This is a genomic window from Rhodococcus parequi (assembly GCF_046042785.1).
Classification (GTDB): Bacteria; Actinomycetota; Actinomycetes; order Mycobacteriales; family Mycobacteriaceae; genus Prescottella; species Prescottella parequi.
Genome location: NZ_JBDLNV010000004.1, coordinates 90,239 through 102,771 on the forward strand (window position 1 = coordinate 90,239; position 12,533 = coordinate 102,771).

The following is a 12,533-nucleotide window of genomic DNA, read 5'->3' on the forward strand; positions in this document are numbered from 1 at the left end:
CGATCCGGCGGGGCCACGGTCGTCCGGAGGCGTTCCGGTGGCCCGTGTCAGTACTTGCCGAGGCACCGGCCGCCGTCGATGACGAGTTCGGTGCCGGTGACGTATGCGGCGTACCCGCTGAGCAGGTAGCTCGCGGCCTGCGCCACCTCGCTGCGGGTCGCGAGCCGCCCCACGGGAATCGTCCCGAGTGCTTCCTGGAAGGCATCGTCCGTGGTGTGCAGTACCTGCGTGCCGGCGGTGTCGTCCGTGACTCCCGGGGTGAGCACGTTGAGACGGATCCCGTACCTGCCCCACGCCGCGGCAAGGGATTTCGTCATCGTCTTCACCCCGGCCTTGGCGCTGGCCGAATGAACCGTCGTGGCACTGCCGTGTTCGGCCATCGTCGTACCGATGCTGAGGACGGATCCACCCCGGCCGCCGGCGATCATCGCCTTCCCCGCGATCTGGGTGCAGTTCCAGGTGCCGTCGAGCACGATGCCCGTCACAGCCTGCCAGGCATTCGGCGACATGGCCTCCGGTTCGACACGGAAGTTCCCGGCCGCGCAATTGACGAGGTGATCCACCCGGCCGAATCGATCGATCACGGAGTCGACCACTGCCTGGACGCGGTCCCGGTCGCGCACGTCCGCCGAGAATCCCACGCCGCGGCCCCCGGCCGACCCGATCTCCGCCGCAACGGCGTCGAGTTGTTCCTGACGGCGCCCGATCAGGGCCACGGTTGCGCCCAGCCGGGCGAGTTCCCGCGCGATGGATTCGCCGATTCCCGAGCCCCCGCCCGTGACGATCGCGACTCGACCGTCGTATGTTCCCGATGGCAGCATGTTTCGGACTTCCTCATTTCTCTGACGAATGAATGAACACGGGCGGCCTGCCCTCGAAGAAGGCGCGGCGCCCCTCCGCGAAGTCCTCCGATGCCAACCGCCGGATCTGGGCGTCGGACTCCGCGGCCAGGACATCCCCGAGGTCGCGCCACGGGCTCCTCAGGATGCGTCTCGTCGCCTCCACCATCGCGGTGGATGCCACGCTCAACCGGTGGGCCCGTGCCGACGCGGCCTCCACGGTCGCGCCCGCGGCCACCACTTCGTCGACCAGCCCGATCGACAGCGCCTCCGCCGCGTCGACATCGTCGCCGAACAGCAGCAGCCTCCGGGTCCGTGCAGGCCCGATCCGGCCGACCAGGCTCCAGAACAGCCCCGTGTCCGCCACCAACCCCAGGCGCCCGAACGACGCCGTCAGGCGCGAATCCTCGGCAGCCACCACATGATCGCAGGCCGCGGCGAGCGACAGGCCGAGCCCGGACGCCCCGCCCTCGACCGCCGCGACGACCGGCACCGGGGATTCCACGATGGCACGCGCCAGCCGGGCCAGGACGGTCATACGCGCGCGAAGCGCCTCGGGTTCGGTGGACATCGACGCCACATCGCCACCGGCGCAGAAGAACCGGCCGCTACCCGTCAGCACGATCGCCCTGATCCCCGGGTCCGATCCGGCCGCGACCAGCTCGGCGACCAGCGCACGCCGCGCGTCGTCGTCGAGCGCGTTGCGCCGGGCCGGACGGTTGAGAGTGAGCGTGAGGACCGCCCCCCGGCGTCTCCTCAGCACCGCGGAACCCGAACCGTCACGAGTGCTCATGCGATCGCGATCGGGCGGATCGGCGAGCCGGTTCCACCACGGATCGTCAGCGGCAGTGCGACGAAGAGGAAGCCGGCGACCCCGTCGGCGGCCAACTGCTCGCAGTTCACCCACTCCATGATGTGAATCCCTCGCTCCTGCAACAGATACAGATGGACCGGAAGCGGGTTTCCGGGCACCGTGGAAGGCCGGACCTCGAAGGACATCGTGTCCGCGCCCACGTGCCGAACTCCCCTGTCGGCGAGCCACCGTGCCCCGGTGATGTCGACGCCGCTTCCGCCGCACTCACGCGCGATCCGGTCGGCGTCCGGCCAGTACCGCATCTGGCCGGTGCGCACCAGAACCGTGTCACCGGCGACGACCTCGACGCCGGCGCGCGTCGCGGCATCCGCCAGATGTTCGGCCCCGACCGCGAATCCGGCAGGGAGCGCGTCGATCCCGAGCAGTCCCGGTATGTCCAGGAGCACGCCGCGCCCGACGATCGGCGCGAGCGCCGACGCGTCACCGGCGGTGGCGCCGTAGTCGCCCACGCCGTCGGTCGCCGAGACGCCCCCGTGCCACTCGTCGTTCGCGCCCTGCGTCACGTGGCAGAGCGCGTCGATGTGGGTTCCCGTGTGCAGGCTGCCGGAGATCAGTTCGGACACGTAGCCGAACTCGACCTCGTTCGATCCTCCGTCCGCGAACGGAAAACGCCGCTCGGCCCGCTGACCGCCCGGCGAGTTGTAGGTCACCACCTCGAACCTGGGGTACCCGTCGAAGTTCGGCATGTGACGCCACCACCCGGAGGACAGGTCGTAGATCGCACCCTGGCGAGGCAGGCGCAGACTCGCGAGGACTGCAGCGGCCCCGGCCGTTCCCGTCTCTGCGTTCATGGAGTGAGTCCTTTCAGCTGGGAGACACTCGATCGCGGACAGAGTTCACTGTTTACGGCGGAGTCGCGGTGGCCTGCAGGGGCCTGCCACGTCCGCGAACCGGCGCCGCGTCGAGCCTGCTCGAAAATATAGTGCACTTATGCTCAGCCGTCGAGAGTTCGGGATACGCCGCTCCGACCGGCGCGAAGTGGGCACAAAGTTGCTGGCACCGAACATTGTTCACCCCGCAGTTCGCGGGACTCGCGGGCGGGGTTGCGTCGCCACCCACGCATCGCGTGTGCACTCGACCACCCTGTTCAGTGTCCTCTTTACTGTTCGGCCGTCGGTTGCGGCGCGCCACTGATCCGTACACTCAACGGGCGCACCCAGGTAGCATCGATCGCATGGCAGTTGGACAGAAGACCAGCACGGCGAACGACGGTCGCGGCGGTCGGCGCTTGGCCGAGACGGTGGCCGCACGCATCGAGAAGGACATCATCGCGGGCGGCTGGCGCACCGGCACGATCCTCGGATCCGAGCCGGAACTCATCGAGCGCTACGGCGTCAGCCGGGCGGTCTTCCGGGAGGCCGTCCGGTTGGTCGAACACCATCAGATGGCCAGCATGCGGCGCGGACCGGGCGGCGGCCTCGTCGTGACCGAGCCCGACCCCGGCGTCGTCCGCCACGCGGCACGCGTCTATCTGCGGCATGCGGAGGTCACCCGCGAGCAACTGTTCGAGGCGCGCATGGCCCTCGAGCTGGCCGGTGTGGTCGCTGCGGCCGAACGCCTCACCGAGGACGGGATCGGCCGGCTCACCGAGTCCCTCTCCACGGAGCAGCAACTCGTCGACGAGGGCGTCACGCTCGGTCACGCACGCAACGTGCACAGTGTCATCGCGGAGTTGACGGGCAATCCGGCGATCAGCCTCTTCGTCGAAGTCCTCACGCAGCTCGACGAGGAGATGGTGCAACAGAGCTGGGACACGGAGAAGCCCGGCGTCGATACGGCCGAGAGTGCGTCGGCCTCCCACGAGGCGCACGAGGCGATCGTCTCCGCGATCATCGCCGGTGATGCCCCACTCGCGCAGCACAGGATGCGTCGTCACTTGCAGGCGATCTCCGAACTCATCGAGTGAGTTCACCCCGAGCACAGCCGGCGGCTCCGGGCGGAATTCGAGTCCCGGCCAGTGGAATCGGGGGCGTTTTGCGATCCACGTCACACCATACTCGGGACCATCTGAGCTGAACGGACCACTGTTCAGGCAGTTCATTCCCGACCGTCGGGATCGAAAAGCGAAGGGACCGATACATGATCGACGCAGCCAAGTACGGGCCGTGGGCCGTCATCGCCGGCGGCTCCGAGGGTGTCGGCGAGGAGTTCGCCGTCCAGCTCGCCGAGGCCGGTCTGAACCTGGTGCTCCTGGCCCGCAAGCCGGAGCCGCTCGAGGTGGCTGCAGAGAAGGCCCGGGCCAAGGGGGTCGAGGTCCGGACGTTGTCCGTCGATCTCACCGCTGCCGACATGCTCGACAAGATCCGCAGCGTCACCGACGGTCTCGAGGTGGGCCTGCTCGTCTACAACGCGGGCGCCAACACCTACGGCCACGAGTTCGTCACCGGCGACCTCGACCGCTTCCAGCAGGTCATCGACCTCAACATCACCGGTCAGCTCAAGCTGATCCAGCACTTCGGCGCGCCGATGAAGGATCGTCGCCGCGGCGGCCTGCTGCTGGTCGGCTCGATGGCCGGCTTCCTCGGCGCCTCCCAGATCAGCATCTACGCCGGCGTGAAGTCGTTCTGCCGCACCTTCGCCGAGGGCCTGTGGCTCGAGATGCGCGAATACGACGTCGACGTCCTCGAGATGGTCCTCGGCGTCACCCGCACCCCGGCGATGGCCCGCGCTGGACTGAACATGGACATCCCCGGCCTGAACGTCTCGGAACCCGCGGACGTCGCGGCGCAGGCACTCGCCAACCTGGGCAACGGACCCGTGGTGGTCGCGAAGGGCAACGAGTCGGCCGTCGAGAAGCGCAGCGGCGGCAACCGTGGCGAACTGTTGCTGGCCGCGCAGGCCGCGTCGAAGGCGATGCTGCCCCCGGCCAGCAAGTAGCGAACAGCGGCACGAGAAACACCTACGCCAGCGCAGATTCGCACGACGAGGGGATCGAATCATGATCGACATTGCCAGGTACGGGCCGTGGGCCGTCATCGCGGGCGGCTCCGAGGGCGTCGGCGCGGAACTCGCCGTCCAACTCGCCGAGGCGGGGCTGAACCTGGTCCTGCTCGCCCGTAAGCCGGAGCCGCTCGAGACGACTGCGGAGCGGGCACGCGCGACCGGCGCCGAGGTGCGCACACTGTCGGTCGATCTCACCGAGGCAGATGTACTCGACAAGATCCGCACCGTCACCGACGATCTCGAGGTGGGCCTACTGGTCTACAACGCGGGCGCCAACACCTACGGCCACGAGTTCGTGACCGGCGACCTGGACCGTTTCCAGCAGGTCATCGACCTCAACATCACCACCCAGTTGAAGCTGATCCAGCACTTCGGCGCGCCCATGAAGGAGCGTCGGCGCGGTGGCCTGATGCTGATGGGCTCGATGCAGGGCATGTCGGGGTCGGTGCGGATCAGCATCTACGCGGGTGTGAAGTCGTTCTGCCGCACCTTCGCCGAGGGTTTGTGGCTCGAGATGCGCGAATACGACGTCGACGTCCTCGAGATGGTCCTCGGCGTCACCCGCACGCCGGCCATGGATCGGGCCGGACTGAATATGGACATCGACGGCCTGCACGTCTCCGAACCGGCGGACGTCGCGGCGCAGGCGGTGGCGAACATCGGAAACGGGCCCGTGTTCATCACCAAGGGCAACGAGGAGAAGGCCGAGCGCCGCAGCGGCGGCGATCGGATCCAGATCCTGCTCGACGCGCACAACGAGGCGCTGCAGATGCTGCCACCGGAAACGGTGTAGCTCAGCCGTTTCCGGGGTCGGCCGCGCAGTTGCGGCCGACCCCGGATTCCGTTTCAGCGGCCGACGAGTTGCCCGGACAGCTCCCACAGCGTCGCGGCGGTCACCGGATCGAGGGCATGACCGGACGCCCTGCCGACGGCGCAGTCGGCGAGATAGGTCCCACCCGCGGAGTCCAGTTCCGCAGCGGTCGCCGCCCACACCGACGTCGCGGCTGCGGCCGGAACGGACTTGAGATTCGTCAGCAGGCCCGGCTTCCCGGCGCTCATCGCCTTCATCTCGGCGAAGTCGTCGCGGGACATGTACCGCGACAGCCCGGTCGCACACACTCCGGGATGCACCGCGTACGCCTGGATCCCACTGTCCGCGTGCCGCTTCTGCAGCTCGACGGTCATGAGGACGTTGGCCGCCTTGGACTGCGCGTACGCCACGAACTTGTCGTAGTCCCGCTCCCGGAAGTTCGGATCGTCGAGATCGACGGCGTGTGCGCGGTGGGCGTCCGACGACACCGTCACCACCCGGGACGCCGTGCCGGATCCGGTGGCCGCGGCCTCCAGGTTCGGCAGCAACAGTGTGGTGAGCAGGAAGTGGCCCAGATGGTTGGTGCCGAACTGCAATTCGAACCCGTCGGCGGTGCGTTCGAACGGGGTGTACATCACTCCGGCGTTGTTGATCAGCAGGTCGATCGGCTGCCCGTCCAGGCTCGCGGCCGCGGCGCGGACGCTCGACAGGTCGGCCAGATCGAGTGCCGTGACGAACAGTTCGGCACCGGGTGCGACTTCGCGGATGCCGTCGGCCACGACCGCGGCGGCGTCACCGTCCCGGGCCGCGAGGATCACCGTCGCGCCCGACGCGGCGAGCGCCCGGGCGGTTTCCCCGCCGAGACCGCTCGTCGCCCCGGTGACCAACGCGGTCCGGCCGGTCAGGTCGACACCGGTGAGCACGTCGTCGGTGGTGGTGTCGGGGCCGAAAACGTTCATGTCCAAGGCAATTCCTTCCAATCGGTGGATACCCGCGCAGTCCAGTCGGGGTCGCGTCGATCGAGGAAGGCGCGCACACCCTCCGCCGCGTCGGCGGTGCCCATGACCCGGTGGTGCAGTTCGGTCTCGTGCTCGGCCACCTCGCGCGGCGTGAATCCGTGACGGGCCGTGTCCCACAGCAGCCGCTTGCTCAGCGCCGCCGACATCGGTGCGACGTTGGTCGCGATGTCCCGCGCGATGGCGAGCGCGGCGGGCAGGACCTCGCCGGCGGGCAGAGACCGGCTCGCGAGCCCCGACCGGACCGCCTCGGGGCCGTCGAAGGTACGGCCGGTGAGCAGGATGTCCGCGGCCACCGCCATGCCCGCGACGCGAGCGACGGTCCAGTGCGACATCATGTCGGGCACCACGCCGCGCCGCACCTGTGGGATCGCGTACTTGGCGTCGTCGGCGACGATGCGGATGTCGGCCTGCATCGCGAGGGTCAGCCCGATGCCGATCGCGTGCCCGTTGACGGCCGCGATCACCGGCTTGCGGATCTCGAAGGCGGCCGGGCTCACCGGGGACGCGGTGAACCCGGCATCCGTCGGGGACGCGAAGGTCTCGCCTTTCGGAGTGAGGTCGGCGCCTGCACAGAACGCGGGCGGTGTTCCGGTGAGCACGACGGCCCGAACGGTGTCGTCGGCATCGAGCTCGCTGTACAGATCACCGAGACGGCGGCCCATCTCGCCCGTGAACGCGTTGCGCGTCTCCGGCCGGTTGAGCGTGAGAACTGCTACGCCACGGTCGATCTCGACCAGCACGTCACTCACGGCGACGTCAGCTTCTTCACGGCCGCGACCAGATCGGCAATGTCCTCGTCCCGGATCGGATAGCCCGGGAAGTAGCAGCACACGCGGGCGCTGTACCCGCCGAAGCGCTCGACGATCTCGGCCGCGCACTCCTCGGGGGTGCCGTGCACCGCGAGGGTGGTGAGCATCTTGTCGTCGATCAGGTCCGCCATCGCAGCGTATTCCCCGACCTTGGAGAGAGTGTTGAGTTCCGGTTGCAGATCGCCCCAGCCCTCGACGTCGAGCACGGGGCGGTAGGCGGGCGTCGATCCGTAGAACGCGAGCAGACTCCGCACACCGCGCGACGCCGCGGCCAACTCGTCCGACGTGCGTCCGGTCCCCACGATCACCTGCGGGTAGATCGCGAGATCCGCAGCGTGGCGTCCGCCGCGCTCGAGCCCCTCCTCGATCGCCGGCAGCGTGCGCTCGCGGTAGTGCCGAACGCTGTTGAAGGGCATGACGAGCAGCCCGTCGGCCACCTCGGCTGCCGTTCGGGTCATCACCGGCCCGAGCGCACCGAGACAGATCGGGGGCGGACCGTAGGGGTTGGGACCCGGATCGAACGTGGGCGGCATCAGGGTGTGCGTGGTGAACTCGCCCTCGAACCGCAAGCGCGAGTTGCCCTCCCACGCCTCGAAGATCGCCTTGATCGCGAGGACGGTCTCGCGCATTCGGGCGGCCGGGCGCGACCACTCGGCGCCGTAACGCTTCTCGATGTGCGGCCGAATCTGCGAACCCAGCCCGAGCCGGAACTTCCCGCGACTGAGCGTCTGCAGGTCGTAGGCGGTATGTGCGAGGTGCATCGGGCTGCGCGGCAACGCGATCGCGACGTTCGTCATGAGATCGACGTCGACCGCGCCCGCGGCGGAGACCAGCGGAAGGAACACGTCGTGCGGCCCCTCGAACGTGAACAGTCCGTCGACGCCGAGGGCGGCGAGTTCCCGTGCGCGAGCCGCAGCGTTCTCCGGGCGGCCGTCGAGTTGGATGTCGATCTTCATCACTTGCTCTCCTTCACCTCTGCAGCCAGTTCGTCGCCGTGCGCGGCCAGCACGTGGAGCGCGCCGGCGAGGGCAGCCACGAAGGCACCGACGTCCGCGTCGCCCTGGGTGAGTCCTCGGATCGACGTCGTGCCGGTGAGGATCTCGAACAGTGTTGCGGCGTCCACGGGCCCCGGAATCTCCCCACGGTCCACTGCGAGCTCGATTCGTGCGGCGAAGGCCTCCCGGACCGGGTCCTGCAACGAGAGCAATCTGGCGCGGTCCGCGTCCGACCGGATGTCCGCCAACAGCCCAGGGACGCCCGCCCGGGCCGCGGGGCTCGCCGAACGGGCCAGGAACGCCCGCACCCATGTGGCCAGGTCCGCGCGTAGATCGTCGGTGGCCTCGGGCAGGTCGTGCGCGCCGGGTCCGTGGACGGCGTCCTCGAGCAGGGCCTCCCGGGTGGGCCAGCGGCGGTAGATCGCCGGCGCGCTCACGTTGGCCCGGCGGGCGATCGCCGAGATCGTGGTCTGCTGGTAGCCGACCTCGCGGAGCAGTCGCCGCGCCGCGACGAGGACCGCGTGATCCTTTCCGGGGTCACGCGGCCGACCGATGCGGGGCGAGGTGTCAGTCATTACGTTTCAGGTTAATACGTTACGTTTGTCCCCGGGCTCGATTCGCGATCTTCACCTACCCGACGCCCACGACCGCTTCGCGCGGGTCGGCGTCGACCTGGGACAATCGACCCGTGACTGCAACACTGCGTATCTCCGGCCTCTCCGCGTCCCGGGGCGAGCGCACGCTCTTCTCCGACCTCGACCTGACGGTCGCCCCCGGTGACGTGATCGGCCTGGTCGGCGCCAACGGGGCCGGGAAGTCGACGCTGCTCACCACGCTCGCCGGGGTCGGGAGCGCCGACGTCGAGGGCACGGTCACGCTCAGCCCGCCCGACGCGACCGTGGGCTACCTCGCGCAGGAGCCCGACCGGATCGCGGGCGAGACGATCCTCGAGTTCCTCGGCCGCCGGACCGGCGTCACCGCGGCGGAGAGCACGATGAACGCTGCGGCCGAGTCGCTCGCGGACGGCGGGGAGGACCTCTATTCCCCCGCGCTCGACAAGTGGCTCGCCCTCGGCGGCGCGGATCTCGCCGAGCGTGCCGAGAAGGTGCTCACCGACCTCGGGCTGGACGTCACAGGCGACGCCCACATGACGGACCTGTCCGGTGGCCAGGCCGCGCGGGCCGGCCTGGCATCGCTGCTGCTGTCGCGCTACGACATCCTGCTCCTCGACGAGCCCACCAACGACCTGGACTTGCCCGGCCTCGAGCAGCTCGAGCAGTTCGTCGCCGAGACGCGTACCGCACTGGTCGTCGTCAGCCATGATCGGGAGTTCCTGGCGCGCACCGTGACCGGGATCGTCGAACTGGATCTCGCGCAGCAGCAGATCGCGGTGTACGACGGCGGCTACGAGTCGTATCTGGCCGAGCGCGAGGTGGCTCGGCGGCACGCGCGTGAGGCCTACGACGAGTACGCGGGGAATCTGTCGGCACTCGAGGACCGCGCGCAGATGCAGCGCAACTGGCTCGAGCACGGTGTCCGTAACGCTCGACGCAAGGCCAAGGGCGGCGACTCGGACAAGATGGGGCGCAAGGCCCGCGCCGAATCCACCGAGAAGCAGGCCGCCAAGGCCCGGCAGACGCAGCGCCGGATCGAGCGACTCGAAGTGGTCGACGAGCCCCGCAAGGAATGGGAGTTGCGGATGGAGATCGCCGCGGCCCCACGCAGCGGCGCCGTGGTCTCCACGGTGAACGGCGCCGTGATCCGTCGTGACGGCTTCACCTTCGGGCCGGTGACCGCACAGATCGAGTGGGGTGACCGCATTCTCGTGACCGGACCGAACGGTTCCGGGAAGTCGACTCTACTGAAGGTGCTGCTGGGCAAACTGCCACCGGACGAGGGCACCGCGACGCTCGGTTCGGGCGTCGCGGTAGGCGAGATCGACCAGGCCCGTGGACTTTTCGAGGGCGACGAGCCGCTCGCCGATGCATTCGGCGCGCTGGTGCCGGACTGGCCCGAGGCCGAGGTCCGGACACTGCTGGCGAAGTTCGGGCTCAAGGGCCACCACGTGCTGCGGTCGGCGTCGTCACTGTCGCCGGGCGAACGCACCCGCGCGGCGTTGGCGCTGCTGCAGGCCCGCGGCGTCAACCTGCTGGTGCTCGACGAGCCCACCAACCACCTCGACCTGCCGGCCATCGAGCAACTCGAGCAGGCGATGGAATCGTTCACGGGCACGCTACTGCTGGTCACCCACGACCGCCGGATGCTCGACACCATGCGGCACACCCGACGCTGGCACATGGACGGCGGCCGGCTGACGGAGGAGTAGGCGCTTCGCACCCGTGCGCCTTTTCGGTAGCTGGAACCACCGGAAAGGCGCACGGGCGACGAAGTCGCCTAGGCGAGCAGACCCTGCCCCAGATACTCGCCCTTCCGGCAACCGGGCAGGATCGCGAACACCGCCGAACCGATCGGCGTCGACCACTCGTTGAACATGTCGGCCTCGGCGAGTCTGCGCTGCACCGGAACGTACTGGGTGTCGACGTCGGCCTGGTACGCAACGAAGATCAGCCCCGAGTCGGACACCCCGATGCCGTCGGGGGCCTCGTCGTAGTTGTACGCCCGACGGTGGAACCGCTCCCGCGGTGCCATCGGCCGAGCCCGCGCGACGTGCGAGAACTCGGGGATGATCTTCAACCCTCCCGGGCCGGCCGCCTCGAAATCCGGTGCATCGTGCTCGGATTCGCCGGTCAGCGGGGCCCCGTCGGACATCCGCCGGCCCATCACCTCGTCCCGGCCGGGCCGGTCGAGTTCGTCCCACCCGTCGAGATCGAGGTGGATCCGGCGGATCACCACCGCGGTGCCGCCCGCGAACCACGGCTGCTCGGCGCCGTCGTTCCACACCACGTCCGCGAAGTCGGCGCTGCCGGACGTCGGGTTGACGGTGCCGTCGACCTGTCCCATGAGATTGCGCATCGTGGTGCCCTCGGGTTCGCTCCCCCGGGCGCGCCGGAACCCGCGCTGGACCCAGCGCACCGCCGCGGTGCCCCGCGCGGCCTTGAGCAGTACCCGCAGCGCGTGCGCCACGGTGACCGGGTCGTCCGAGCCGACGTGCAACAGCAGGTCGCCGTCGTTCCAGCGGTCCTCGAGCTTGTCGATCTCGAACGGCGGCAACGGCTTGCACCACGACGGTCGCCTGTCGTCGAGTCCGGCGGCGCGGAACGCGCCCGGACCGAAGCCGACGGTGACGGTGAGCCGTGCCGGTGCGGTCGCGAGGTCGGGTTCGGTGTCGGCGAGGGCGCCGCGGCCCTCGGTGAGGCGTGCGGCGTCGTCGGTCCACACCCGCATCAGGCGCACGAGTGCGGACCGGTCGGTGCCGGGACGCAGGTCGAGGCCTACGAACGTGGCGTGCGCCTGCGGGGCGGTCTCGACCCCGGCCTGGTGTTCACCGTGGAACGGGACTGTTTCCGCGACGACGTCGGCCTGGGCGGGGCGCGCGACCACCGCACCCGCACCCAGACCGAGGCCGACACCGCCGACAGCAGCGGCGCCGACCCCGAACAACTGCCGTCGGCTGAGGTCAGCCACCGTGCGCCTCACCCTGGCTGTCGTGCTGCATCTCGCCCTGCGTGTCACCGTGCGAGGCACCGTCGCCGTAGTCCTCGCGGGCGCCGGTGAAGTCGCGGACCTGCGCGGTGAACTGCGCGGTGGCTCCGTCGGCGAACGTGAACGTGAACGGGACGTCGCTGCCGGCCCGGACCGGCGCCGGCAGGTCGAACAGCATGATGTGGTCGCCGCCGGGTTCGAGCTCGTACGAGCTGTTCGCCTCGACGACCACGCCGCCGTCCTTCTCGCGCATCTTCATCGCGCCGGTGCCGTCGGGTGCCATCTCGTGCAGCTCGACCCGCGGCGAAACACCGGTGGTGACCGAGGTGAGGGTGACGTCGGAGCCCGAGTCGTTGACGATCGTGCCGAACATCGCGGTCATACCGCTGTCGGCCGCCTTGACCCACGAATCCTCGAACGAGATCGCGGAGGTGTCGGTGGTCGAGCCCGACTCCTCGGAGTTGCTGCAGCCGGTGAGAACGAGAGCGGTGGCCGCGGTCGCGCCGATCGCGAGGGTGCGGGCGCGGGTGAATGCCTTCATGTACGTGTGCCTTTCGAATGCGGGCGCGCGGCAGCCGTCGGCGGCGGGCGGCCCACGAGGTACGGGAGGACGCGCGTCGACGGCACGAGGGGCCGGGAC

Annotated in this window: 13 protein-coding genes; 4 read left to right on the forward strand and 9 right to left on the reverse strand. The window is 69.5% G+C overall.

The features are described from left to right. Positions 1-47: 47 nt before the first annotated feature. From ABEU20_RS12080 to ABEU20_RS12090, 3 genes are read right to left on the reverse strand one after another with little or no spacing between them, the layout of a single operon-like run. The gene (locus ABEU20_RS12080) at positions 48-821 is read right to left on the reverse strand and encodes an SDR family oxidoreductase (protein ID WP_420164667.1); all 774 of its coding nucleotides are present in this window, start codon (positions 819-821) and stop codon (positions 48-50) included. A gap of 13 nt (positions 822-834) precedes the next feature. Then, complete coding sequence (locus ABEU20_RS12085) at positions 835-1,632, reverse strand: enoyl-CoA hydratase/isomerase family protein (protein WP_420164668.1); 798 nt, start codon at positions 1,630-1,632, stop codon at positions 835-837. Then, positions 1,629-2,504: a cyclase family protein gene (locus ABEU20_RS12090; protein ID WP_420164669.1), complete on the reverse strand. Its 876-nt coding sequence runs from the start codon at positions 2,502-2,504 to the stop codon at positions 1,629-1,631. Before ABEU20_RS12090 ends, ABEU20_RS12085 begins: the two co-directional genes overlap by 4 nt. A gap of 383 nt (positions 2,505-2,887) precedes the next feature. Between ABEU20_RS12090 and ABEU20_RS12095 the strand changes: the two genes are divergently transcribed. The 3 genes from ABEU20_RS12095 to ABEU20_RS12105 all read left to right on the forward strand — a co-directional run bounded on the left by ABEU20_RS12095 (position 2,888) and on the right by ABEU20_RS12105 (position 5,449). Further along, positions 2,888-3,619: a FadR/GntR family transcriptional regulator gene (locus tag ABEU20_RS12095; RefSeq protein ID WP_420164670.1), complete on the forward strand. Its 732-nt coding sequence runs from the start codon at positions 2,888-2,890 to the stop codon at positions 3,617-3,619. Between the two features lie 173 nt (positions 3,620-3,792). Beyond that, positions 3,793-4,590: an SDR family NAD(P)-dependent oxidoreductase gene (locus tag ABEU20_RS12100; protein WP_420164671.1), complete on the forward strand. Its 798-nt coding sequence runs from the start codon at positions 3,793-3,795 to the stop codon at positions 4,588-4,590. Between the two features lie 61 nt (positions 4,591-4,651). Continuing rightward, positions 4,652-5,449, forward strand: coding sequence for an SDR family NAD(P)-dependent oxidoreductase (locus tag ABEU20_RS12105; protein ID WP_420164672.1), 798 nt, complete (start codon positions 4,652-4,654; stop codon positions 5,447-5,449). Positions 5,450-5,502: 53 nt separating this feature from the next. Here ABEU20_RS12105 and ABEU20_RS12110 read toward each other — a convergent pair whose 3' ends face one another. Genes ABEU20_RS12110 through ABEU20_RS12125 form a run of 4 tightly spaced genes read right to left on the reverse strand, consistent with a single transcriptional unit; the run spans position 5,503 to position 8,865 of the window. Beyond that, the gene (locus tag ABEU20_RS12110) at positions 5,503-6,426 is read right to left on the reverse strand and encodes an SDR family NAD(P)-dependent oxidoreductase (protein ID WP_420164673.1); all 924 of its coding nucleotides are present in this window, start codon (positions 6,424-6,426) and stop codon (positions 5,503-5,505) included. Further along, a complete protein-coding gene (locus tag ABEU20_RS12115; protein WP_420164674.1) occupies positions 6,423-7,235 on the reverse strand; it encodes an enoyl-CoA hydratase/isomerase family protein in 813 nt (270 codons plus the stop codon). Before ABEU20_RS12115 ends, ABEU20_RS12110 begins: the two co-directional genes overlap by 4 nt. Beyond that, a complete protein-coding gene (locus tag ABEU20_RS12120) occupies positions 7,232-8,251 on the reverse strand; it encodes a TIGR03617 family F420-dependent LLM class oxidoreductase (RefSeq protein WP_420164675.1) in 1,020 nt (339 codons plus the stop codon). Before ABEU20_RS12120 ends, ABEU20_RS12115 begins: the two co-directional genes overlap by 4 nt. Next, positions 8,251-8,865 carry a TetR/AcrR family transcriptional regulator gene (locus tag ABEU20_RS12125; RefSeq protein ID WP_420164676.1) on the reverse strand — a complete coding sequence of 205 codons (615 nt, stop codon included), beginning with the start codon at positions 8,863-8,865 and terminating at the stop codon, positions 8,251-8,253. Before ABEU20_RS12125 ends, ABEU20_RS12120 begins: the two co-directional genes overlap by 1 nt. A gap of 113 nt (positions 8,866-8,978) precedes the next feature. Between ABEU20_RS12125 and ABEU20_RS12130 the strand changes: the two genes are divergently transcribed. Next, positions 8,979-10,616: an ABC-F family ATP-binding cassette domain-containing protein gene (locus ABEU20_RS12130; protein WP_420164677.1), complete on the forward strand. Its 1,638-nt coding sequence runs from the start codon at positions 8,979-8,981 to the stop codon at positions 10,614-10,616. 68 nt (positions 10,617-10,684) lie between these two features. On the opposite strand, the gene ABEU20_RS12135 is transcribed toward ABEU20_RS12130, so the two are convergent. Continuing rightward, positions 10,685-11,875: a Dyp-type peroxidase gene (locus tag ABEU20_RS12135; protein ID WP_420164678.1), complete on the reverse strand. Its 1,191-nt coding sequence runs from the start codon at positions 11,873-11,875 to the stop codon at positions 10,685-10,687. Then, positions 11,868-12,434 (reverse strand): copper chaperone PCu(A)C, encoded by a 567-nt coding sequence (locus ABEU20_RS12140; RefSeq protein ID WP_420164679.1) that lies wholly within the window; start codon positions 12,432-12,434, stop codon positions 11,868-11,870. Before ABEU20_RS12140 ends, ABEU20_RS12135 begins: the two co-directional genes overlap by 8 nt. Between the last annotated feature and the right edge of the window lie 99 nt (positions 12,435-12,533).

Excerpts from the sequence above, each read along its gene's own strand:
- ABEU20_RS12105 (WP_420164672.1), top strand. The coding sequence starts at position 4,652 with ATGATCGACATTGCCAGGTACGGGCCGTGGGCCGTCATCGCGGGCGGC.
- ABEU20_RS12140 (WP_420164679.1), bottom strand. The coding sequence starts at position 12,434 with ATGAAGGCATTCACCCGCGCCCGCACCCTCGCGATCGGCGCGACCGCG.
- ABEU20_RS12080 (WP_420164667.1), bottom strand. The coding sequence starts at position 821 with ATGCTGCCATCGGGAACATACGACGGTCGAGTCGCGATCGTCACGGGC.
- ABEU20_RS12120 (WP_420164675.1), bottom strand. The coding sequence starts at position 8,251 with ATGAAGATCGACATCCAACTCGACGGCCGCCCGGAGAACGCTGCGGCT.
- ABEU20_RS12100 (WP_420164671.1), top strand. The coding sequence starts at position 3,793 with ATGATCGACGCAGCCAAGTACGGGCCGTGGGCCGTCATCGCCGGCGGC.
- ABEU20_RS12090 (WP_420164669.1), bottom strand. The coding sequence starts at position 2,504 with ATGAACGCAGAGACGGGAACGGCCGGGGCCGCTGCAGTCCTCGCGAGT.
- ABEU20_RS12110 (WP_420164673.1), bottom strand. The coding sequence starts at position 6,426 with ATGAACGTTTTCGGCCCCGACACCACCACCGACGACGTGCTCACCGGT.
- ABEU20_RS12095 (WP_420164670.1), top strand. The coding sequence starts at position 2,888 with ATGGCAGTTGGACAGAAGACCAGCACGGCGAACGACGGTCGCGGCGGT.
- ABEU20_RS12085 (WP_420164668.1), bottom strand. The coding sequence starts at position 1,632 with ATGAGCACTCGTGACGGTTCGGGTTCCGCGGTGCTGAGGAGACGCCGG.
- ABEU20_RS12125 (WP_420164676.1), bottom strand. The coding sequence starts at position 8,865 with ATGACTGACACCTCGCCCCGCATCGGTCGGCCGCGTGACCCCGGAAAG.